A 21,196-nucleotide genomic window follows, 5' to 3' on the forward strand; every position below is an offset into this window, starting at 1 on the left:
CTATCTTGCCAATCCGTTGGGGTCGTGTTGCAGCGAACGCAACAAAAGAATGAGGGGTTCCTTTGTGGGACTCATCTAACGTCGGCGTTTCGTTCCGTCTGGTTCGGCGATCGATCCGAGAATCAGGGCCGACTGCAGAATGAGGGCTTCGCGTGCGCCCGTGGCATCCCATCCGATGACGTCTGTCACCCGCTTGAGCCGGTACCGCACGGTGTTCGGGTGCACGAACAACTCGCGAGCTGTCGCCTCGAGCGAACGGCCGTTGTCGAGGTAGCACCAGAGCGTCGTCACCAGCTCCGTCGAGTGGGCGTTGAGCGGGCGGTATACGCGCTCGACGAGTGTCGTCCGGGCGAGCGGGTCGCCGACGAGCGCACGCTCGGGCAGAAGGTCATCTGCCTGGACCGGACGAGGTGCGTGCCTCCAGCTGCTGGCGACCGCGAAACCCGCGAGTGCGGCGCGCGCGCTCGCGGATGCCTGTGCAAGCGTCGGCACCGCATGTCCGAGCACGAGATGGCCGGTTCCGAAGCCGGGCTCGAGCTGCTCCGCGATCTCGATGAACGTGAGGGCCGCCGCTGTGCCGGCCGGCTCGTCTTCACCGGCCACCGGGGGCTCCGACCGGCCGATGACCAGCACAAGCCTGCTGCCCTGCACCCCGATCAGCACGTCGGCGGCCATATGCCTCGCCGTCCGACGCAGGTGGTCCACGTCGAGCTGCGGTGGTGTCGTTCCGACGAGCACCGCGACTTCGCCGTGACCGTGCCAGCCGAGCGCGGCGATTCGGCTCGGGAGCTCGTCGTCGGCCTCGCCAGACAGGATCGAGTCGACGACGAGTGCCTCGAGCCTGGCATCCCACAGCCCTCTGGCTTCGGCGGCGCGCGCATAGACGTCCGCCGCGGCGAAGGCGATCTCTCGTGAGTAGAGCAGGATCGCCTCGCGAAGGTCCTGCCCGCCGTTCTGCACCCGCTCCTCGACCACTTCGACGGTGATCTTGATGAGCTGCAACGTCTGCTGCAGGCTCACCGATCGGAGCAGTTCCCTCGGGGCGGCGCCGAAGACATCCGCTGCGATCCACGGCGTCGCACGTGGGTCGTCATACCACGCGATGAACGAGCTGATGCCCGCCTGGGCCACGAGACCGACGGCGGAGCGCCGCCCCGGCGGCATTTCTGCGTACCAGGGCAGCGTCTCTTCCAGCCGTTTGAGCGTGACCGTGGCCAGCTCACCGGAGATCCGGCGGAGCCACGTCAGCGTTTCAGGCTTCGAACGCGCCACGACGAGGGGTGTCAGCTCTCGCCGCCGGCATTGCCGGTGGTGCCGGCATTGACATCGAGCAGACGGTACTTCTCGATGGCCTGCGCCGGAAGTGAGGCATCCACCTCGCCCCTGAACGCAAGCAGCTCGAGGGCGCGAACCACGATCGAGGGGCCGTCGATCTTGAAGAACCGCCTGGCCGCTGCCCTCGTGTCAGAGAAGCCGAAGCCGTCGGCACCGAGGGTGGCGAAGTCGCCTGGCACGAACTGCCTGATCTGGTCTGGAACCGCGTGCATGTAGTCCGTTGCGGCGACGAACGGCCCTGCTGCATCCTTCAGCTTGCTCGTGACGTACGGAACGCGCTGCTCTGCGCCCGGGTTGAGAAAGTTGTGTTCCTCGGCGGCGATGCCGTCGCGACGCAGCTCGTTCCACGACGTGACCGACCAGACATCCGCAGACACCCCCCAGTCCTCGCCCAGAAGCCGCTGGGCCTCGATCGCCCACGGCACCGAGACGCCGGATGCGAGCAGTTGCGCCTTCGGGCCGGGGGATGGAGATTCGTTCAGCAGGTAGATCCCGCGCACGACGCCGTCGACATCGAGGTTCTCCGGCTCGACCGGCTGCACGATCGGCTCGTTGTACACCGTGAGGTAGTACATGACATTGGGGTCTGTGTGCTGGCCTCCGTACATCCGTTCCAGGCCGGCCCGCACGATGTGGCCGATCTCGTAGCCGTACGCGGGGTCGTAGGCGACGACAGCGGGGTTCGTCGATGCAAGCAATGGCGAGTGACCGTCGGCGTGCTGGAGCCCTTCGCCGGTGAGCGTTGTGCGGCCGGCTGTCGCCCCGATGACGAACCCCCTCGTCATCTGGTCGCCCGCGGCCCACAGAGCATCGCCGGTGCGCTGGAATCCGAACATCGAATAGAAGACGTAGACCGGGATCAGGGGTTCGCCCTGAGTCGAATATGAGGTGCCGGCCGCGGTGAACGCGGCAACGGCGCCGGCCTCGTTGATGCCGACGTGAAGGATCTGGCCCTGCGGGCTCTCTTTGTATGCAAGGAGCAGTTCGCGGTCGACGGAGGTGTAGTGCTGGCCGTTCGGGTTGTAGATCTTCGCGGTCGGAAAAAAGGCGTCGATGCCGAACGTGCGTGCTTCGTCTGGAATGATCGGCACGATCCGGTGACCGAAGTCCTTCGACCGCAGCAGGTCTTTGAGCAGTCGCACGAACGCCATGGTGGTGGCGATCTCTTGAGTGCCGGAGCCCTTCTTGGCGATCGCGTATGCCGAGTCGTCTGGCAGGGTGAGCTGGGTGTACTTGCTCCGACGCTCGGGCAGGTATCCGCCCAGCGACCTGCGGCGCTCGTGAAGGTACTGGATCGCCTCGTCGTCGTCGCCGGGGTGGTAATACGGCGGCAGGTACGGGTTCTCTTCGAGCTGTTCGTCGGTGATCGGAATGCGCATCGAGTCGCGGAAGGACTTGAGGTTCTCGAGCGTCATCTTCTTCATCTGGTGTGTCGCGTTGCGCCCCTCGAAGCTGGAGCCGAGCCCGTATCCCTTGACGGTCATGGCCAGGATGACCGTCGGCTGGTCCTTGTGCTCTGTTGCGGCTTTGAACGCCGCATACACCTTGCGGTAGTCGTGGCCGCCGCGCTTCAGGTTCCAGATCTGCTCGTCGCTGTAGCCCTCCACCATCTTGAGGGTGCGCTCGTCACGCCCGAAGAAGTTCTCGCGCACATACGCGCCGCTCTCGGCCTTGTAGGTCTGGTAATCGCCATCCGGTGTCGCGTTCATGAGGTTCACGAGCGCGCCGTCGTTGTCGCGCGCGAGCAGGTCGTCCCACTCCCGGCCCCAGATCACCTTGATGACGTTCCAGCCGGCGCCTCTGAAGAAGCTCTCGAGCTCCTGGATGATCTTGCCGTTTCCGCGAACCGGCCCGTCGAGGCGCTGCAGGTTGCAGTTGATCACGAAGTTGAGGTTGTCGAGGCCCTCGTTGGCGGCGAGCTGAAGCTGACCGCGGCTCTCGACCTCGTCCATCTCGCCGTCGCCGAGGAACGCCCAGACCTGCTGGTCGCCGGCATCCTTGATGCCCCGGTTCGTGAGATACCTGTTCGACTGTGCCTGCCAGATGGCATTGATCGGGCCGAGCCCCATCGAGACCGTGGGGAACTGCCAGAACTCGGGCATCAGGCGCGGGTGAGGGTAGGAACTCAGGCCGTTCGGCGCGTGCGACTTCTCTTGACGGAAACCGTCGAGCTGATCGGTCGAGAGGCGTCCTTCCAGGAATGCGCGGGCATAGGTGCCGGGGGAGGCGTGACCCTGGATGAAGATCTGGTCTCCGCCGCCTGGGTGGTCCTGACCGCGGAAGAAATGGTTGAATCCGACTTCGTAGAGGGCGGCAGACGACGCGTAGGTCGAGATGTGGCCGCCGACGCCGATTCCGGGGCGCTGCGAGCGGTGCACCGTGACGGCCGCGTTCCAGCGGATCCACCGGCGGTAGCGGCGTTCCAGCTCTTCATCGCCGGGAAAGTCCGGCTCGTTCTCAGGGGCGATCGTGTTGATGAAGTCCGTTGTCGGAACCATCGGAACACCGAGATGGAGCTCACGTGAGCGCTTGAGCAGGCTCAGCATGATCTCGCGAGCGCGTCCGCGCCCGTGAACGGCGACGAGCTGGTCGAGCGACTCTTGCCATTCAGCGGTTTCTTCGGGATCGGCGTCGAAATTGTTGACCGAATACGGGTCCTGGTCGTTGACAGTCACCGTCGACCTTTCTCTATGGGGCAGATCGTGCCAGGTGTGCACAGGTGCGTCCATGGGTCGGGTTACGACTCATTGCACCACGATTCAGCCTAGCGACTCACCACAGCACACGTGACCAGTTTGCACATTCGAAGCGCGGGTCTAGGATGTGTCTCCGTTGCACAACAGCGCATGTTGCGCCGTATCCGCTGCGACGGCCGGCGATGACGGTGATGAGGAGTAATGAGTACCGATGGCACTTGAGAACGCGACGATGGCGCCCGATTTCGAATTGGTGAATCAGTTCGGCGAGCCGGTCAAACTGAGCGATTTCCGTGGGAAGCGGGCGGTCGCGCTCGTCTTCATTCCCTGGGCGTTCTCGGGCATCTGCTCGGGTGAGGTGTGTGAACTGAGCGAGAACCTCGAGCTCTTCGCCGAGGCCGACGTCGAAGTCATCGGTGTGTCGATCGACCACAAGTTCGCCCTGCGCGCCTGGGCCGAGCACGAGGGATACACCTTCACACTGCTCTCAGACTTCTGGCCGCACGGGCAGGTGGCGAAAGAATATGGTGTGTTCCTCGAATCCCGTGGAACCTCGAACCGGGCGACATTTGTGATCGACGTCAACGGAATGATCCGGGCGAGTTTCATCACGGCGCCTGGCGAGCCGCGGCAGCTGGCGGCGTACCGCGCGGCGCTCGACGATCTGCGGGCCCAGCCGGTGTCGTTGTAAGGGTGTCGTTGTAAGATGGAGCGCTGCCTCGGCAGCGACGAGGGCCTTTAGCTCAGCTGGTAGAGCGCCACGTTTACACCGTGGATGTCATCGGTTCGATCCCGGTAGGGCCCACAAACAGCGGCACCAGCAGAGGAAAACAGCTCGAGCTGAGGCCGCGACGGCCGAAATCGCCCTATTCTCGCGCTGGTTTCCTATTCTCGTGCCGATTGAGTGGCGGGCAGCCGCCTGAGCACGGCGAGAGTATGAGCGGCACCGGAGCGCGCGATCACCGCGCCTGCAGAAAGGTGAGGATGGCGCGCACCCGACGGTTCTCTCCGGTCGGCTGCAAGCCGAGCCCGGCGAAGATGTTGCCGACGTGTTTGCGCACGGCGGCATCGCTGATGAACAGGCGTGCACCGATCTCGCTGTTCGATGCGCCCTCCGCCATCAGTGCGAGCACCTCCCGCTCGCGAGCTGTGAGAGCGTCCATCGGGCCGGGCCGTTCCCGACGCAGCAGATGTGTTGTCACCTCGGGGTCGATGACCGTTCCCCCTCGTGCGACTGATTCCAGCGCGTGCTCGAAATCCGTGATGCGATTCACGCGTTCCTTCAGCAGATAGCCGACCGATCCTTCGGGAAGAGTCAGCAGCTCGCGCGCGTAGCGATCGGCCACGTACTGCGAGAGGACGAGGATCGGCTGCGCCGGATGCCCGGAGCGAATCGTCAGGGCAGCGCGCAGCCCGTCGTCGGTGCGGTCTGGAGGCATCCGCACGTCGGTGACGACCAGGTCGGGCGCGACCGGGAGCGATCCGTAGCGGGCGAGGAGCTCGGGCGCACTGGCCACCGTGCCGACCACCTCGTGCCCGAGGCGCTCCAGGAGGGCCTGCAGTGCCTCCCTCAGCAGGGCGGCGTCATCGGCGAGCAGAATGCGCATGCCTCACCTCTTCCTCGGCTGCCTCGCCCGGCGGCGCATCCCGCGGAAGCGTGAGCGTGAGTATGGTCGGTCCGCCCGCTGGGCTGAAGATGCCGAGTTCGCCACCCAGTGCGTCGGCTCGCTCGGCGAGACCACGCAATCCCGTTCCCCGGTCGATGTCGACGCCGCCGTGCCCGTCGTCCCGAGCTTCGATTCTCGCTGACGAGCCGTCTGCTGTGAGAGCCACCCTCAGATGTGCGGCGGCGGTGTGCTTGGCCGCGTTGCTCGCCGCCTCGGCGACGAAGAAGTAGCCGGCGGCCTCGGCAGCGGGCGACAAGCGAGGAAACCCCCTGTCGTCGATGCGGAGCGGGATCGCGCTTCGTCCCGCGAGTTCCTCCAACGCTGCCGTCAACCCGTGGTCGGACAGAACAGCGGGATGGATGCCGCGCACGGTTTCTCGCAAGGCGGTCAGCGCACGCCCGGTCTGTGCCTGAGCATTGGCGAGCGCTTCGCGCGCCGCGTCGTCGTCACCGGATCTCAGCTCGAGCTCGAGCAGTCCGAGCCGCGCTGCGATGGCGACAAGCTCCTGCTGCACACCGTCGTGCAGATCACGCTCGATGCGTCGGCGCTCCGTCTCGTGTGCGGCGACGATCGTCGCTCGCGAGCGGGTCAGCTGCTCGACGCGTCGATCGATCTCCACGGTGCGCGGTGCGATGAGCCAGCGGACGCACGCACCCTGTGCCGCGGCGAGCGCGGCGTTGACATAGCCGAACAGCACCATCAGGGGCACGATCACGAGAAACGGTGGCCACCAGTTCTCCGGTCCCAGCACAAGGTGCGCGTCGCCGAAGAGGTCGACGTCGATCTCGTGTTGCGCCGCGGTGAGAGGGAGGACGACGAGGATGGCGATGCACATCACCTGGACGAAGACGACGATGAGCGCGATCGTGCCGACGATGATGCCGACGAGCATCGAGAGCGTCTCGCGCCAGGTCGCCGGCTCTGTGAGGCGGATGTTCAGCCAGTTCCGTTGCTCTCCTCGTGGCACGCGGACGTGCCCGCTCGGCGGTGTGGGGAGCCCCAGCATCCGGAGGCGCCGACGTTCCAGCGCCGCGACGAGAACCGCCCAGAGCGGCAGGATGACGATCGTGACGACCAGAACCGGGGTGAGCGCGACGGCGAGCATCGCGCTGAGAATCGTGTAGACCAGTCCGAGCCACGGCCACCGAGAGGCGAGGAACCGCCACGGCGGCAGCATCAGCCCCTGCCAGACGGTTCTCGCGCGCATTCGCTCAGACTACGCATCCGGTGCTGTGTTGTCCCGTCGCGCACGAAAGAGTAGCGCCAGGTCTACCACGGCATTCGCCTGCGCTCCGCTGCACATCCGTCGCTCATCGACTGTGCTGGACGCATGACAATCTCGGCCTCGGCCTCTGCCCCGATCCTGTACGCCCGCGCAGTGGCGAAGAGCTACCCGCTCGACCGTGCGCGCAGCGTCCATGTGCTGCGCGACATCGATCTGCACGTCGATCGCGGCGAGATGGTGAGCGTCGTCGGCCCGAGCGGTTCGGGCAAATCGACGTTGCTCTACTGTCTCGCGGGGCTCGAACGCGCCGACAGCGGCGAGATCGCGCTCGACGGCGAGCGCCTCGACACCGCGTCGCACACCACGCTCTCGCGCCTGCGGCGGGACCGGATCGGATTCGTCTTTCAGAGCTACAACCTCATCCCGTCGCTCTCGGTGCGCGAGAACGTCGCTCTTCCCGCACGGCTGGCGCGCCGCAAGACCCCCGACGTGACAGCCGCTCTGGCCGCGGTCGGGCTGTCAGATCATGCCGGAAAGCGCCCCGGCGCCCTCTCCGGCGGTCAGCAGCAGCGCGTCGCCATCGCCCGTGTGCTCGCCGCTGAGCCGCAGATCGTGTTCGCCGACGAGCCGACGGGGGCGCTGGACACGACGACCGGAGCGCACGTGCTGGAGCTGCTGCGCGGGTACGCGGTCGGCGATCGCAGCGTCGTGCTCGTCACCCACGACCTGGATGCCGCGGCGCGCGCCGATCGCACGGTTGTGCTGCGAGACGGCGCCGTCGTCGCCGAGCTCACGCGGCCGACGGCGACGGAGATTCTCTCCGTTATGCACTCGAGCGCCGCCGCGTGATCCGGCTCGTCATCGCCGAGCTTCGTTCGGGTTGGGCGTCGTGGGCGGGAGTGATCTTCGTCTCGGCGGTCACCGCGCTGGCCTGCGGCATCGCCGTGAGCATGCTCGAGACCGGCGTCCACGCCGGCGGCGACCATCTGCGCGGGTTCTCGGGTGGAACCGCCGCGATCTTGATGTTCAGCGCTCCCAGCGGCATCGCGGTGATCGCCGCGATCACACGGTTGGCGGTAGACCTCGGGCGTCCCGGATATGCCCGCTGGCAACTCGCGGGGGTCGGGCCCGCACAGACGGCGTTCGTCGTGGGGATGCAGATCGCCGCAGCGAGCCTCGTGGGGGCCATGATCGGCCTCGGTGCGACCACCGTTCTGGCGGAGCCGGCGATCCACGCGGCCTTCGAAGACGGATCGGGTGGGTACACCGAGATCCCCATCGTCACGGGCCCCCTCACCGCGGCTCTCACCGTTCCCATAACCGTCGTCGTCGCGTTGCTGGGCGGACTCCGTGCCGCATGGGCTGCCGCTCATACCCCTCCGCTCGCGGCGCTGCGCGAACCGGAGACAGAGGCCAAGCGGATGCGCTGGTGGCGCTGGATCCTGCTCGCCGCGGTGATCGCGGGCGCGGCGGCGTTCTTCCGCTCGCTCTTCGCGACGGACACGCGCAGTGTGTTCCTCAGCCAGGGGCCGCTCGTGCCTGTCATCGTCACCGTCGTTCTCGTTGCCGCCGGCCCGGTGCTGTATCCCTGGCTGCTGCGCGGGTGGACCGCGCTCATTCCCGCGCGGGTGTCGACCTCGTGGTATCTCGCCCGCCATCAGGCGCGTTATCACCTGGGGCGCAGCACCGCATCGATCACACCCCTGTTCGTCGGGACGGCGCTGATGGGCGGCCTCTTCACGATGACGGCGACCGTCGACGCATCACTGCGCGCCGGTGGCGAGCACGGTGTGACCCTGGGGATCTGGCAGGTGCTTCTGATGCTCGGTGGCCCGGTGCTGCTGGCCGCGATGGGCGCGGCCGTGGTGATCTTCATGAGCAACAGGACACAGGGGTACGAGCAGGCCCTGCTGCGGGCGGGCGGCGCCTCGACGTCGGCGATCGTCGCATCCGCTCTGTGGCAGGCGGTGATCCACGTTGTGACGGCGACGCTGCTCGCGGGGATCGCGATCGCGACGACGGCCTTGGTGACGGCCGCCGCGCTCGCACGTTTCGTGCCGCCGATACCCGTCATCGATGTCGTGGCCGCGCTGGTGCTCGTCGGTGTGGGCTTGCTGCTCACCGTGGCAGCGACAGTGCTCCCGGTCGCCGCTCGTGCACACGAGTCGATAGCGTCACGGCTCGCCGCCGCGTGACGGGTGAGCAACGCTGTCGGAACGGCCGCCGATTCCGCCTGGATCGCGCAACCGCAGGGGCTGGATCGGGGAACGACAGACGGCTCAGGCGGCCCGACCGTTGCGCTGGCGTCGTGCGCTGATGAACGAGCGGACGCCCATCGCGATGTACACCACCAGAACCACGAACATCACGACGCTCAAGATGATCGCGGCCGGGCGCTCTGCGGTGCCGGCGAACAGTTCGCCGATTCGAACGACGTTCATCAGCGAGCCGAGTGCGCCGAGCAAGGCCACGACGAGCGCTGCATGGATGGCGTGACGATGCAACTTCTCCGATCGGGCCAGAAAGCCGCACACGAGCATCAGGACTCCGACCAGGCTGGGAATCAGCGCCGTGAAGCTTGCGGCGTCGGTCAGGATGTAGCCGATGATCCCGGCGATCGTCAGAAGTGCTCCGACAATGAGAGTAGCTGCGGTCATAACTCTGAGTTCCTTTCATCGGGGGCGCTATGCAGACATCTTCCACACATCCTCGCTGAGAAAACGGATGTCGTCGGTCGCGCGGTCGTCGTCCGCCACCCCAATACTACGGGTCGTAGAATCCGCCGTGAAAGTGCTTCACACCCCGGTGGCGAGGCTCACCAGGTAGAGCACCACCGTGATCAGCGGAAAGAAGCCTTGGATCAGGGCGGCACGGACGCGCCCAGGGCCGTTCGTCACGAGGACGACAGCCGCCGCGAGCATGCAGAGAACACTGAACAGACCGAGGGCGAAGCCGGCGTCCTGCACCCCGAATCCGTAGAGAATCGAACCGAGGAGCGCACCGACGGCGAGAAAGAGGTTGTAGAACCCCTGGTTGTAGGCAAAGGCGGCCATCGCGTCTGCGTCTTCTTGCGATGTGACGCCGAACCGTTTCCAGACGGCCGGACGACGCCATCCGATCGACTCCCAATAGAAGAACAGCACGTGCACCGCGGCAGAGAGGGTTGCGGCGATCGTTACGAGGATGGCCATGTGCCGAGCTTATGGGCGTGTGGCGTGTCTCGCCAGAGACGCGCCGTCGTGCGGCCGTCAGCCCTTGTCGGCGGGGACGACCACTGCGACGGCTGTCAGGTCGCCTCCAGCGGACCGGAGATCATCCTTCAGAGGGCGGGGGAGGTGACGGCAGGTGCCACTCAGACACGAACTCTTCGACGGTCTTCGTGGCGAGGTCGGCGCGAACCTGCCGCAGCAACAGATCGGCCTCTTCAACGTGACCGGCCGGGGTGCGGATCACCTCGACGCCTGTTGCGCGGCGCGTCACGACCAGATCAACCGTCGAGCCCACTCCCCAGACGTCACCGAACGCGGCCGCCGATACCGCTGCGACAACCCAGCGCGCACCCTTCTGAAACACGTTTCCCCGGCGCTCCTCGATGTGTGCGTTGAGAAAACTCGCGGCGGGCTCAAGAGGTTCGACGAACTCTTCGTCACTCGGCATATGGTTCTCCTCGTTCCGCAGAAGTCTATGAGACCCGCGATGCCGGGCCTGCAGAGGCCCGCTGCAGACGTCGGCCCGGTCGTCGGCGAACCAGGCGCTGAGGGGGCGGATGCCGGCACGGCGGTCGAGTCGGCAGGGGAGGCGTTCACAGCGCCGGAGCGTTCAGGCCGACAGCGACGATCAGGGTGACAGCGCCGAGGGCCGAGGTGGCGCCACGCAGGTGATTCGCACGCGTCCACTGCCGCTCGATGACCGTCCACTCTGAAGCGGATGCCGCCGAGTGCGGGTCCAGCCGCGCGATCCGATTGTTTCTCGGCACGTTATACACAATGGTGCTGACGAAGGCCGACAGCGAGAGCGCAGCACCCGCGACGCCGCTCACCGCGCCAGGGTCAGGCGGATGCGTGACCGCCGCCACAACGATGACCGCGGCGGCCGTGAGCGCCGACGAGAGGAACGCGACCATAAACGGACCTCTTTCGGCAGTGACATTGATCCTCTGCATGGCTGAGATCGCGTCGGCGCTCGGCCCGCTGCGCAACACAGGCATGACCATGCTTGAGAACGCGAAGTACACACCACCGGTCAAACAGGCTCCGAGAGCCGCAGCCGCATAGAGTGCTGTGTCGAGTACGGCGGTCATCGTGCCTCCCGGCTGAGTCCTGCTGCATGAGTGGTCTGTGCTGCACATCCATTAGATCCGGTCACAGCGGGACGAAGAATAGCGAAGAGTGCAGAGAACATACGACAGCGTCTAGCCTTGTGGCGTGGATCCGCTCACCCACCTGCTCGATCATCCCCGCGCCCAGGGGGTCTTCGCCCTGCGTGCCGTGATGCGTGCCCCGTGGTCAATAGACGTTCGCGACGGCGCGGCGCTGACGGTGCTGGTGGTCACAGACGGGTCCGCTTTGTTCAGCAACGGCGTCATCGATGTGCTGCTGCAGCCCGGCGAGCTCGCGCTGATTCGCGGACCAGAGTCCTATCGGGTCGGTGACGAGGCGGCATCCGAACCGATCGCCATCATCGAACCTGGCCAGGTATGCCGAACTCCGGCTGGTGCAGACCTCAGCCTGACCATGAGTCACGGTGTGCGCACCTGGGGCAACGACGAACACGGTCCGAACCGGATGATCATCGCCAGCTACGAGAACGCGAGCGAGGCGGGCAGGCTGGTGACGGATGCTCTGCCCGCGGTCGTGCATATTCCCGCTGGGCAGATCGAACAGTCGCTCATCGACCTGCTCGTGCGAGAGGTGACAGCGGACGCGATCGCGCAGACCACACTCGTCGATCGACTCGTTGATGCGGTGCTCATCTCAGCTGTGCGGTGGTGGGTCACCACTCACCCGTCCAAGACTCCCGGGTGGATCAGCGCGACCAGGGACAGCGCTGTCGCCGGCGCTCTCTCGGCGATCCATGAGCATCCGGAATGGGTATGGACTCTCGCCGAACTCGCGAGACGAAGCCACGTCTCACGTGCGACACTCGCCGCGAGGTTTCGGAACCAGGTCGGGATTCCGCCGATGGCCTATCTCACGACCTGGAGACTCGCCCTGGGTGCGGACCTGCTCACCGATCCGCAGCGCACTCTGGCCTCGATCGCCGAGAGCGTCGGATACGGCAGCCCGTTCAGCTTCAGCGCCGCCTTCACACAGCGTTTCGGTGTGAGCCCTGCCGCATACCGCCGTCGGAAGAACGAGCGCACGGTCTCTGCCGCGACCGTGCTTTAGGCTGAGGGCGTGTCGTATTCGCTCTCAGAGGTTCTGCAGGTCTGTGAGCGGCTCTGGCCGGCCGCCGGGGCCGAAGGCTGGGATGCATCCGGGCTCGTCGCCGGGCATCCGGATGACCGAGTGTCGCGGATCCTGCTGGCGGTCGACGCGGTGCACGACACAGTGGACGAGGCCGTCGAAGCGGATGCCGACCTGCTGATCGCGCACCATCCGCTGCTGTTGCGCGGAGTCACGTCCATCGCCGCCGACCAGTACAAGGGCGCGGTTCTCACCCGCCTGATCCGCTCGGGCTGCGCACTGCTCGCGGCGCACACGAACGCCGATGTGGTCGACGAGGGCACCTCCGGCGTTCTTGCCTCGAAGCTGGGGCTCGTAGACGCCGTTCCGATCGTGCCGTCGCCGGCCGGCGACACGGGGATCGGGCGGATCGGCAGGCTGCGCGAACCGACGACCCTCGGGCGCCTCGCACAGGCGCTCGGCGCCATTCTGCCGGCGACGGCCACCGGCGTGCGAGTCTCGGGAGACTATGACGCCACGGTCGAGAGCATCGCCCTCTGCGGAGGTGCGGGTGATTCCCTGCTCGGCTCTGACGCCGTGCGCTCCGCGGACGTCTACATCACAAGCGATCTCAGACACCACCCGGCCTCTGAGGCGAGACAACAGGCCATGCTCTCCGGCAATCGGCCGTTCCTCATCGACGTGTCACACTGGGCGAGTGAGTGGCTCTGGCTCGACACCGCTGCCGAACGACTGAGGCAGCGGCTTCCCGAGCTCGATGTCACCGTGAGCGAGCTTCGCACCGACCCCTGGGATTTCGTCGTCACACAGTGACGGCCTGTATGCACCACGAAAGAAGAGACCACGTGAAAGCCAGCCTCGCAGAGCAGAAGAAACTGCTCGACCTGCACGACATCGACACGGCGGTCGCCCGGTTCGCCCATCGGCAGAGGAACCTGCCCGAGAACGCCGAGATCGCAGCGGTCACCGCCGAGCGCAATGAGATTCGCGGCCGGCTCGCCACCGAACTCGGCACGCTCGAGGATGCCCGCACCGAGCTCTCGCGCATCGAATCAGACGTCGCGATGGTCGACGCCAGAATGAAGCGCGACACCGACAGGCTGACGAGTTCGTCGTCCGTCAAAGACGTCGCCGCTCTCGAGAGCGAGATCGAGTCGCTCAAGGCGCGCAAGAACGCATTGGAAGACGCGCAGCTCGAGGTCATGGAGCGTGTTGACGCCGCCGAGAAGATCGTCGAGGCGACGCGGGGGGTCGAGCAGGGTCTGACCAGCAGGCTTGACGATCTTGCCGAGCGCCGCTCTGCCGCACTCGACGAGATCGCGAACGAGACGGCATCCCTCACCGCTCAGCGCGGCGCCCTGCAGAACTCCGTCGCGGCCGACCTCTATGCCCTCTATGAGCAGCGCAGGGCGAAGGGGGGAACCGGGGCGGCACTGTTCCGCGCCGGAACCTGCGGCGCCTGCACGATCACGCTGACCGGGAACGACCTGCAGTCCGTGCGGTCGGCGGAGATCGACGAGGTTCTGCAATGCCCGGAGTGCTCGAGCATCATGGTGCGCACCGAGGAATCCGGGCTCTGGTAACGCTGGCGGCCTGCGCCGAGCGACCCACTGTAGACTTCAGGTGTGGATGGGTCGGTGAGGCGGCCGCGTCATCACGTGTGATGCCGAGGAACGTCCGGGCTCCGCAGAGCAGGACGGTGGGTAACACCCACCCGGGGCAACCCGCGAGAACAGTGCAACAGAAAGCAGACCGCCGGTGTCTTCTGACGCCGGTAAGGGTGAAACGGTGGTGTAAGAGACCACCAGCGGTCGGGGTGACTCGACCGGCTGGGTAAACCTCGTCCGGAGCAAGGTCAGACAGAGAACAATGAGGCTGCTCGTCTCGTTCTCGGGTAGACCGCTAGAGGGGCACGGCAACGTGTCTCCGAGAGAGATGGCCGTCGAGACGCGCAAGCGTCTTCACAGAACCCGGCGTATGATCCGGCCCATTCACATCCGGTTCGAGCGCGGCGTCGAGCACACCCGGTTCGAGCGCGGGGCGGCCGGCGCGGGAGTAGGTAAGACGCACGGTGAGAGGTCGATAGCACCGAAAACATCCTCACCTCGCGCCTTTCTCCTCTCTTCGAGGGGCGAACGCCATCGGAGTCTGGACGGGTTCGGTCAGCGGGGAGGGCGATCAGCGAGCGTCGTCGACCGCGGGGGCCAGGTGCTCTGCGGCGCCGGATGCGAGGGATGCCGCACCGAGGATACCGGCGTTGTTCCGATGGACGGCCGGCACGATAGGCGTCGTGAGCGTGAGGAGTGGCAAGAACTCGTTGTACTGCTTCGACACCCCTCCGCCGACGACGAACAGGTCGGGTGAGAAATAGGCCTCGAGCCTGTCGTAGAAGGTCTGCAGCCGCGCGGCCCACTCTTCCCAGCTGAGACCGTGCCTCTCGCGCGCCGAGTTGGCCGCAACATGCTCGATGTCTTTGCCGTTGATCTCCAAGTGCCCGAGCTCGGCGTTGGGAATGAGCACGCCGTTATAGATCAGGGCCGTGCCGATCCCGGTACCGAGCGTTGTCAGGATCGTCAGACCGGCGGCATCCTTCGCCGCGCCGAACATCGACTCTGCGACGCCCGCGGCATCCGCGTCGTTCACGAAGCTGATCTGGCGGCCGAGTGTCGATTCGAAGAGCTTCTCTGCTTCGAGACCGATCCAGGCGTCAGAGATGTTGGCCGCAGACATCGTTCTGCCCGCTCGCACGATGGCGGGAAAACAGACGCCGACAGGAAGCTCTGAGACAGGAAAGGCTGGCTCCGGCGGTTCATGTCCCCGTTCAGAGGCCGGCGACACAGAGGCCGGCGACACAGACGCCGGCATCCCTTGTGACAGGGCAGTGAGCTCAGCGAGCACCTCTGCGGTGGTCGAGAGGATGTCTTGGGGTTTGCCGCCCGCAGGCGTCGACATCTTGACGCGTTCACTCGCGAGCTCGCCGGTGGCCAGGTCGATGACAGCACCCTTGATTCCGGTGCCGCCGATGTCGATTCCGATCGCGTGCTCCGCGGTCATCGTCAGCCTTTCGCCGTGGGGAGGGTGAGGATGTCTGCGCCGCGTTCCGTGACGACGAGGGTGTGCTCGAACTGGGCGGTGATGCTCTTGTCTTTCGTCGTCACGGTCCAGTCGTCGGCCCAGATGTCCCACTCGTGTGTGCCGAGCGTGAGCATCGGTTCGATGGTGAACACCATGCCGGGAACCATCACCGTGTCATAGGCCGGTGCCGAGTCGTAGTGGGGGATGATCAGCCCCGAGTGGAAAGCCTCGCCGACGCCATGGCCGGTGAAGTCGCGGACGACCCCGTAGCCGAAGCGTTTGGCATACGCCTCGATGGCGCGGCCGATCACGTTGACCTCCCTGCCGGAGCGACAGCCTTGATCCCGCGGCGCAGGGCTTCTTCGGTACGCTCCACGAGCAGGCGGACCTCTTCTGACGGAGTGCCCACCACAAACGTTCTGTTGCTGTCGCCGTGCAGGCCGTTCTTGTACGCGGTGATGTCGATGTTGACGATGTCTCCGTCTTCGAGCACCGTGTTGTCTGGGATGCCGTGGCAGATCACCTCGTTCACCGAGCTGCAGACCGACTTGGGGTAGCCGCGGTAGCCGAGCGTCGACGGGTAGGCGTCGTTCTCGATGAGAAACCGGTGTGCAATGGCGTCCAGTTCGTCTGTTGTGGTGCCGGGGCGCGCGTTCTCGCCGACGAGGGCGATCGCATCTGCGGCGATCCGACCGGATTCCCTGATGAGCTCGACCGCCTCTGGCGAGTACACGTCTGAGCCGGTGAAGGGATCGGGAGCGCTCTTGCCCACATAGTCCGGACGTGGGATCGTGGAGGGGACACTCCTCAGAGCAGAGAGAGTGCCGGGGGTCAGATGTCCGTTCTGGTCCTTGGGCATCTCATCAGTTTAGCCATTCGACGAAGGACGAACCGTGACCGAAGATCCGTCGACCCAGTACTGGTACAACATGAAGACGGGGGTTGTTGAGCACGGTTATCAGTCACCTTCTGTCGATCGAGTGGGGCCGTTCGAGACACCGGAGCAGGCCTCGCACGCGCTTGAGCGGCTGCGTGAGAACAGCTCCAGATGGGCCGAGGAAGAAGCCGCAGACGAGCGTTGAGCGATGCCCGCGCTCGCACGGTCGTATCCGGTCGCATCCGGTCGCGGGAGTCATCTCGGGCGTGGCCCGAACCCGTGTGCACATCCGTGCTCAGCAGGGACGTGTGCCACGATCTCGTTCGGAACGCACTAGCCTTAGACCGAGTGTTCTCGCACCGGAAAGAGGAGTGAATGGATAAGCAGCGCGACTTTGTTCTTCGCACCATTGAAGAGCGCGGGGTCAAGTTCATCAGGCTCTGGTTCACCGACGTCGTGGGAACACTGAAGTCGGTCGCGATCGCCCCCGCAGAGGTTGAGGGCGCATTCGCCGAGGGACTCGGATTCGACGGTTCGGCCATCGAAGGGTTGAGCAGATCGTTCGAATCCGACCTGCTGGCGCACCCGGACCCGACGACCTTCCAGATCCTGCCGTGGCGGGGTGAGGTCGACCCGACCGCGCGCATGTTCTGCGACATCACCACTCCCGACGGCGTGCCATCGGTGGCCGACCCCCGCAACGTGCTCAAGCGCACTCTCGAGAAGGCGGCTGACCGCGGATTCACGTTCTATACCCACCCAGAGATCGAGTTCTACCTGCTCAAGTCCGCCGAGTTCGGCGTCGGCGGGCCTGAGCCTGTCGACTCTGCCGGCTATTTCGACAATGTTCCGGGCGGCACGGCGCACGACTTCCGCAGGCGTTCGGTGCGGATGCTCGAAGACCTGGGCATCTCTGTGGAGTTCAGTCACCACGAGGCCGGTCCCGGACAGAACGAGATCGACCTGCGCTACGCAGACGCACTCACGACGGCAGACAATGTGATGACCTTCAGGACCGTTGTGAAAGAGGTGGCGATCGAACAGGGCGTCTACGCGACGTTTATGCCGAAGCCGTTCTCGGACCAGCCCGGTTCAGGAATGCACACCCACATGTCGTTGTTCGAGGGCGACACCAACGCGTTCTATGAGGCCGGAGCCCAGTATCAGCTGTCCAAGGTGGGCAGGCAGTTCATCGCAGGGCTCCTGCACCACGCGCCCGAGATCACGGCCGTCACCAACCAGTTCGTGAACTCATACAAGCGCCTCTGGGGCGCCGCGGCGGGCGCGACGCTGCTCGAGGCCCCGAGCTTCGTCTGCTGGGGCCACAACAACCGTTCCGCTCTCGTCCGCGTTCCGCTCTACAAGCCGAACAAGGGGCAGAGCGCACGCGTCGAGTACCGCGGCATCGACTCCGCGGCCAACCCGTATCTCTCGTACTCCCTGATGCTCGCCGCCGGGCTCAAAGGGATCGAAGAGGGGTACGAGCTTCCCCAAGAGGCCGAGGACGACGTGTGGAGCCTGAGTGACGCCGAGCGGCGCGCTCTCGGCTACACGCCCCTTCCGTCGAGCCTCGATCACGCTGTGCAGCTGATGGAAGAGTCTGAGCTCGTCGCCGAGACCCTGGGGGAGCAGGTGTTCAATTACGTTCTGCTCAACAAGCGCAGGGAATGGGGAGAATACCGCGCCCAGGTGACGCCGTACGAGCTCGAGAAGCACCTCGGCAGCCTGTGACTGCAGCTCATCGCGCTCATTCATAACGTATGCCCAGACAACGCACAGCACTGACAGAGCTGGCGCGCCTCGGCTTCGCCGAGTTGGGCGCGGTCAGCGCACTGCTCGATGAGCTGAACGGCCTGCTGCCGCTCGACACACCAGAGCTGCTCGCGAGTTTCACGGGTGTTGCTGATCCTGACCAGGCCCTGCGCGAGCTCGTCGCACTCGGCCGTGTCGATCCAGACCGTCTGGGAGCCGTCGTCGCTGATGCCGAACGCAGGGCGACTCTTCTCAAGGTGATCGGGGCATCGACCGGGCTCTCGGAGTTTCTGCAGCGGCATCCCGCTGAGCTTGACAGCGTTCCGAGACACGTGTCGTCGTTGCCAGACCGGGCAGAGCTGGATGCGTCGCTGCTCGAGGCCGTTGGCGCTCGTGAAGGGTTCGCCGCGGGCGCCGGCGATGTGCCGACCGCCCTGCGCGTCAGGTACCGCCGATGGCTCATGCGGATCGCCTGCTACGACCTCTCTGCCGAAGACCCTCGTGACGTCTTCGAAGACGTGGCGAGGGCACTCTCCGACGCTGCAGGCGCCGCTCTCGATGCCGCGATCGCCGTGGCACGGCGAGAACTCGTCGAAGGGGGCGCGGCTCCCCAGTTCACCGAGGACGAGGTGAGGGGCACCAGATTCGCGGTGATCGGCATGGGAAAGGCCGGGGCCAATGAGCTCAACTACGTGAGCGATGTCGACGTGATCTTCGTCGCCGAGGCCGACGAGGCATCCGGGCTCAGCACGTCGCGTGCGATCGATGTCGCCACCCGACTGGCGATGCTCTCGATGCGCGTCGTCGGCGAAGCCCAGATCGAGCCGGCGCTGTGGGAGGTGGATCCGAACCTGCGGCCAGAGGGCAAGCAGGGGGCCCTTGTCCGCACCCTCGACTCCCACCTCGCGTATTACGATCGATGGGCCAAGAGCTGGGAGTTCCAGGCGCTGCTCAAGGCGCGCGCGTTCGCGGGCGACAGGCCGTTGGGTGAGCAGTATGTGGATGCCGTTGCCCCCCTCGTCTGGTCGAGCGCGGCGCGCGAGAACTTCGTCGACTCCGTGCAGCGTATGCGTGTGCGCGTCACCGAGAACATCCCTGCTGACGAAGTCCACCGTCAGATCAAGCTCGGCCCCGGCGGTCTGCGAGACATCGAGTTCACTGTGCAGCTGCTTCAGCTCGTGCACGGTCTCGCCGATGAGAATGTGAGGCTGCGCGGAACTCTCCCGGCGCTGAGGGCGCTCACCGAGCTCGGCTACATCGGCCGGGAGGAGTCCGCGGAGTTCGCTGCCGACTATCGACTGCTCAGGGTTCTCGAGCACCGCATTCAGCTGAGCAAGCTGAGGCGAACGCACCTGATGCCACGAGATCCGGACGCCTTGCGTGTGCTCGCCCGCGCCTCGACGTTCGCAGGAACGGCTGAGGGTCTCATCACCCTCTGGGAGCACACGAAACACGAGGTTCGTGTGCTCCACGAACGGCTGTTCTACCGCCCGTTGCTGTCTGCCGTCGCCTCTCTCAGAGAAGACGAGCTCGCGCTGAGCGCCGAGCAGGCCGAGGCCCGGCTTCACGCGATCGGGTTCACCGACCCCCGCGGGGCGCTTTCCCACATCGGTGCGCTCACGGCGGGCGTCTCGCGACGTGCCACGATCCAGCGGCACCTGATGCCCGTGATGCTTCGGTGGTTCGCAGAGGGCGCCGACCCGGACTACGGTCTGCTCGCGTTCAGGCGACTGAGCGAGGCCATGGGCAGCACACACTGGTTCCTGCGCACACTGCGCGATTCCTCGGCCGTCGCGGAGCGGCTCACCCGCGTTCTGAGCGGCTCGAGATACATCGGCGAGCTGCTCGATCGCATCCCGGATGCCGTCGCCTGGCTTGAAGACGACGACGACCTGAGACCTCGTGAGCAGTCCGTTCTCGACGACGAGGTCGCCGCGGTGCTCTCTCGGCACGACGACCTGTCGACGGCTGCCAGGGCGATCATGGGCATGAGACGTCGTGAACTTCTGAGGCTCGCGATGTCGTCTGTTGTGGCGACGACAACGATCGGCGAGCTCAGCACAGGGCTGAGCGCCGTGATGACATCGACGCTCGGGGGAGTGCTCGCGGCGATCAGGCGGGAGCCCGGTCTCGGCGCTGACCTGGAGTTCGCCATCATCGCCATGGGGCGATACGGAGGAGCCGAACTCGGCTTCGGATCAGACGCCGATGTTCTCTTCGTCCATCGGCCCACAACGGGCGATGCCGAAACCACGCACCGCGCCTCGAACCGGATCATCGCGGAGCTCAAACGCCTCACCGAAGACAACAGGCTGCCACTCGATCTCGACGTCGACCTGCGCCCGGAGGGCAAGAACGGACCGGTGGCACGCTCACTGGACTCGTATCGCGCCTACTATCAGCGGTGGTCACTCACCTGGGAGGCTCAGGCGTTGCTCCGCGCACGCGGCGTCGCGGGTGACCCTCTTCTCATCACGGAGTTCGAGTCCCTCGCGGACGAGGTGCGTTACCGACCCGACGTGTCTGAATCGGACATCCGCGAGGTGAAGCGGATCAAAGCGCGGGTCGAGAACGAGAGGCTCCCGCAGGGCACAGACCCGTCGAGACATGTCAAGCTCGGGCCGGGGTCGCTCAGCGACGTGGAGTGGCTTGTGCAGCTGATCCAGCTCGAGCATGCGCACCGCATGCCGGAGCTGAGAACAACGAGCACTCTCGACGCGCTGGCGATCGCCGTTCGCAAGGATCTGCTCACCCACGACGACGCGCAGATCCTTCGGGAATCGTGGCTGTTCGCCTCTCGCCTGCGCTCGGCCATGACGCTCTGGCTGAACAAGACGACGGATGTTCTGCCGAGCGATCGGATGCAGCTCGACGGCATCGCACGGGTGATGGAGTATGCCCCGGGTTCGGCCACAAGGCTCGAAGAGGACTACCTGGCCGTCACCAGGCGCGCCAGGCGTGTCTTCGAGCGACGCTTCTACGGGGTGCCAGAGCGTCCGCCGTATCGCAGTGCCTGAGCCGAGCCACGGCATCCGTCACGCCGGGTTTTCACCACGCGCTACACCTCGTTCTCACCACGCGCTACACCTTTTGCGACGCGCGCCCCTAGCTCGTGTAGCGCGTCACAAAACCTGTAGCGCCAGCTGGTCGTGCGGCTCGATTCG

The 21,196-nt window shown here is 65.7% G+C and carries 18 protein-coding genes, 1 tRNA gene, 1 other RNA gene and 1 pseudogene; 11 read left to right on the top strand and 10 right to left on the bottom strand.

Features of this window, described 5'->3' with window-relative positions:
* Positions 1-75: 75 nt before the first annotated feature.
* Both ACYVF5_RS08115 and aceE read right to left on the bottom strand, forming a co-directional pair.
* Positions 76-1,287 carry a PucR family transcriptional regulator gene (locus tag ACYVF5_RS08115; protein ID WP_460945329.1) on the bottom strand — a complete coding sequence of 404 codons (1,212 nt, stop codon included), beginning with the start codon at positions 1,285-1,287 and terminating at the stop codon, positions 76-78.
* On the bottom strand, positions 1,284-4,010 hold the full coding sequence (gene aceE / locus ACYVF5_RS08120) for a pyruvate dehydrogenase (acetyl-transferring), homodimeric type (RefSeq protein ID WP_460945100.1): 2,727 nt from the start codon (positions 4,008-4,010) through the stop codon (positions 1,284-1,286). The genes ACYVF5_RS08115 and aceE overlap by 4 nt, the downstream gene beginning before the upstream one ends.
* Positions 4,011-4,242: 232 nt before the next feature.
* Here aceE and ACYVF5_RS08125 point away from each other — a divergent pair, with 232 nt between their 5' ends.
* A complete protein-coding gene (locus tag ACYVF5_RS08125; protein ID WP_460945102.1) occupies positions 4,243-4,722 on the top strand; it encodes a peroxiredoxin in 480 nt (159 codons plus the stop codon).
* 41 nt (positions 4,723-4,763) lie between these two features.
* Positions 4,764-4,836, top strand: a tRNA-Val gene (locus tag ACYVF5_RS08130).
* 154 nt (positions 4,837-4,990) lie between these two features.
* On the opposite strand, the gene ACYVF5_RS08135 is transcribed toward ACYVF5_RS08130, so the two are convergent.
* Complete coding sequence (locus tag ACYVF5_RS08135) at positions 4,991-5,638, bottom strand: response regulator (RefSeq protein WP_460945104.1); 648 nt, start codon at positions 5,636-5,638, stop codon at positions 4,991-4,993.
* Positions 5,616-6,905, bottom strand: a complete 1,290-nt coding sequence (locus ACYVF5_RS08140) for a sensor histidine kinase (RefSeq protein WP_460945106.1) — start codon at positions 6,903-6,905, stop codon at positions 5,616-5,618. The genes ACYVF5_RS08135 and ACYVF5_RS08140 overlap by 23 nt, the downstream gene beginning before the upstream one ends.
* Before the next feature lie 123 nt (positions 6,906-7,028).
* On the opposite strand from ACYVF5_RS08140, the gene ACYVF5_RS08145 reads away from it, so the two are divergent.
* Positions 7,029-7,772: an ABC transporter ATP-binding protein gene (locus ACYVF5_RS08145; protein WP_460945108.1), complete on the top strand. Its 744-nt coding sequence runs from the start codon at positions 7,029-7,031 to the stop codon at positions 7,770-7,772.
* Complete coding sequence (locus ACYVF5_RS08150) at positions 7,769-9,118, top strand: hypothetical protein (protein ID WP_460945110.1); 1,350 nt, start codon at positions 7,769-7,771, stop codon at positions 9,116-9,118. The genes ACYVF5_RS08145 and ACYVF5_RS08150 overlap by 4 nt, the downstream gene beginning before the upstream one ends.
* 84 nt (positions 9,119-9,202) lie before the next feature.
* Here ACYVF5_RS08150 and ACYVF5_RS08155 read toward each other — a convergent pair whose 3' ends face one another.
* The 4 genes from ACYVF5_RS08155 to ACYVF5_RS08170 all read right to left on the bottom strand — a co-directional run bounded on the left by ACYVF5_RS08155 (position 9,203) and on the right by ACYVF5_RS08170 (position 11,223).
* Positions 9,203-9,580: a hypothetical protein gene (locus ACYVF5_RS08155; RefSeq protein WP_460945111.1), complete on the bottom strand. Its 378-nt coding sequence runs from the start codon at positions 9,578-9,580 to the stop codon at positions 9,203-9,205.
* 138 nt (positions 9,581-9,718) lie between these two features.
* A complete protein-coding gene (locus tag ACYVF5_RS08160; protein WP_460945113.1) occupies positions 9,719-10,114 on the bottom strand; it encodes a DUF1304 domain-containing protein in 396 nt (131 codons plus the stop codon).
* Positions 10,115-10,235: 121 nt separating this feature from the next.
* The gene (locus ACYVF5_RS08165; RefSeq protein ID WP_460945115.1) at positions 10,236-10,580 is read right to left on the bottom strand and encodes a hypothetical protein; all 345 of its coding nucleotides are present in this window, start codon (positions 10,578-10,580) and stop codon (positions 10,236-10,238) included.
* A gap of 145 nt (positions 10,581-10,725) precedes the next feature.
* Positions 10,726-11,223: an anthrone oxygenase family protein gene (locus ACYVF5_RS08170; protein ID WP_460945117.1), complete on the bottom strand. Its 498-nt coding sequence runs from the start codon at positions 11,221-11,223 to the stop codon at positions 10,726-10,728.
* Between the two features lie 124 nt (positions 11,224-11,347).
* Here ACYVF5_RS08170 and ACYVF5_RS08175 point away from each other — a divergent pair, with 124 nt between their 5' ends.
* The 4 genes from ACYVF5_RS08175 to rnpB all read left to right on the top strand — a co-directional run bounded on the left by ACYVF5_RS08175 (position 11,348) and on the right by rnpB (position 14,322).
* Positions 11,348-12,310, top strand: coding sequence for an AraC family transcriptional regulator (locus ACYVF5_RS08175; RefSeq protein ID WP_460945119.1), 963 nt, complete (start codon positions 11,348-11,350; stop codon positions 12,308-12,310).
* Positions 12,311-12,319: 9 nt separating this feature from the next.
* A complete protein-coding gene (locus ACYVF5_RS08180; protein ID WP_460945121.1) occupies positions 12,320-13,141 on the top strand; it encodes a Nif3-like dinuclear metal center hexameric protein in 822 nt (273 codons plus the stop codon).
* Positions 13,142-13,173: 32 nt separating this feature from the next.
* On the top strand, positions 13,174-13,911 hold the full coding sequence (locus ACYVF5_RS08185; protein WP_460945123.1) for a zinc ribbon domain-containing protein: 738 nt from the start codon (positions 13,174-13,176) through the stop codon (positions 13,909-13,911).
* Positions 13,912-13,958: 47 nt separating this feature from the next.
* Positions 13,959-14,322: RNase P RNA component class A (gene rnpB, locus ACYVF5_RS08190), an RNA gene on the top strand.
* Positions 14,323-14,506: 184 nt separating this feature from the next.
* On the opposite strand, the gene ACYVF5_RS08195 is transcribed toward rnpB, so the two are convergent.
* Both ACYVF5_RS08195 and map read right to left on the bottom strand, forming a co-directional pair.
* Entirely contained in the window at positions 14,507-15,382 is an 876-nt protein-coding gene (locus ACYVF5_RS08195) for an ROK family protein (protein WP_460945126.1), read from the bottom strand.
* Positions 15,383-15,384: 2 nt separating this feature from the next.
* Positions 15,385-16,262 (bottom strand): annotated as a pseudogene (map, locus tag ACYVF5_RS08200) (type I methionyl aminopeptidase).
* Between the two features lie 34 nt (positions 16,263-16,296).
* On the opposite strand from map, the gene ACYVF5_RS08205 reads away from it, so the two are divergent.
* The 3 genes from ACYVF5_RS08205 to ACYVF5_RS08215 all read left to right on the top strand — a co-directional run bounded on the left by ACYVF5_RS08205 (position 16,297) and on the right by ACYVF5_RS08215 (position 21,049).
* Positions 16,297-16,485 carry an SPOR domain-containing protein gene (locus ACYVF5_RS08205; RefSeq protein WP_460945128.1) on the top strand — a complete coding sequence of 63 codons (189 nt, stop codon included), beginning with the start codon at positions 16,297-16,299 and terminating at the stop codon, positions 16,483-16,485.
* A 170-nt stretch (positions 16,486-16,655) separates the two neighbouring features.
* A complete protein-coding gene (locus tag ACYVF5_RS08210) occupies positions 16,656-18,011 on the top strand; it encodes a glutamine synthetase family protein (protein WP_460945130.1) in 1,356 nt (451 codons plus the stop codon).
* A gap of 29 nt (positions 18,012-18,040) precedes the next feature.
* The gene (locus ACYVF5_RS08215; RefSeq protein WP_460945132.1) at positions 18,041-21,049 is read left to right on the top strand and encodes a bifunctional [glutamine synthetase] adenylyltransferase/[glutamine synthetase]-adenylyl-L-tyrosine phosphorylase; all 3,009 of its coding nucleotides are present in this window, start codon (positions 18,041-18,043) and stop codon (positions 21,047-21,049) included.
* Positions 21,050-21,196 lie beyond the last annotated feature (147 nt).

Source organism: Okibacterium endophyticum (genome assembly GCF_054780075.1).

Excerpts from the sequence above, each read along its gene's own strand:
- ACYVF5_RS08125 (WP_460945102.1), top strand. The coding sequence starts at position 4,243 with ATGGCACTTGAGAACGCGACGATGGCGCCCGATTTCGAATTGGTGAAT.
- ACYVF5_RS08155 (WP_460945111.1), bottom strand. The coding sequence starts at position 9,580 with ATGACCGCAGCTACTCTCATTGTCGGAGCACTTCTGACGATCGCCGGG.
- ACYVF5_RS08170 (WP_460945117.1), bottom strand. The coding sequence starts at position 11,223 with ATGACCGCCGTACTCGACACAGCACTCTATGCGGCTGCGGCTCTCGGA.
- ACYVF5_RS08210 (WP_460945130.1), top strand. The coding sequence starts at position 16,656 with ATGGATAAGCAGCGCGACTTTGTTCTTCGCACCATTGAAGAGCGCGGG.
- ACYVF5_RS08135 (WP_460945104.1), bottom strand. The coding sequence starts at position 5,638 with ATGCGCATTCTGCTCGCCGATGACGCCGCCCTGCTGAGGGAGGCACTG.
- ACYVF5_RS08140 (WP_460945106.1), bottom strand. The coding sequence starts at position 6,905 with ATGCGCGCGAGAACCGTCTGGCAGGGGCTGATGCTGCCGCCGTGGCGG.
- ACYVF5_RS08215 (WP_460945132.1), top strand. The coding sequence starts at position 18,041 with ATGCCCAGACAACGCACAGCACTGACAGAGCTGGCGCGCCTCGGCTTC.
- ACYVF5_RS08160 (WP_460945113.1), bottom strand. The coding sequence starts at position 10,114 with ATGGCCATCCTCGTAACGATCGCCGCAACCCTCTCTGCCGCGGTGCAC.
- ACYVF5_RS08165 (WP_460945115.1), bottom strand. The coding sequence starts at position 10,580 with ATGCCGAGTGACGAAGAGTTCGTCGAACCTCTTGAGCCCGCCGCGAGT.
- ACYVF5_RS08145 (WP_460945108.1), top strand. The coding sequence starts at position 7,029 with ATGACAATCTCGGCCTCGGCCTCTGCCCCGATCCTGTACGCCCGCGCA.
- ACYVF5_RS08195 (WP_460945126.1), bottom strand. The coding sequence starts at position 15,382 with ATGACCGCGGAGCACGCGATCGGAATCGACATCGGCGGCACCGGAATC.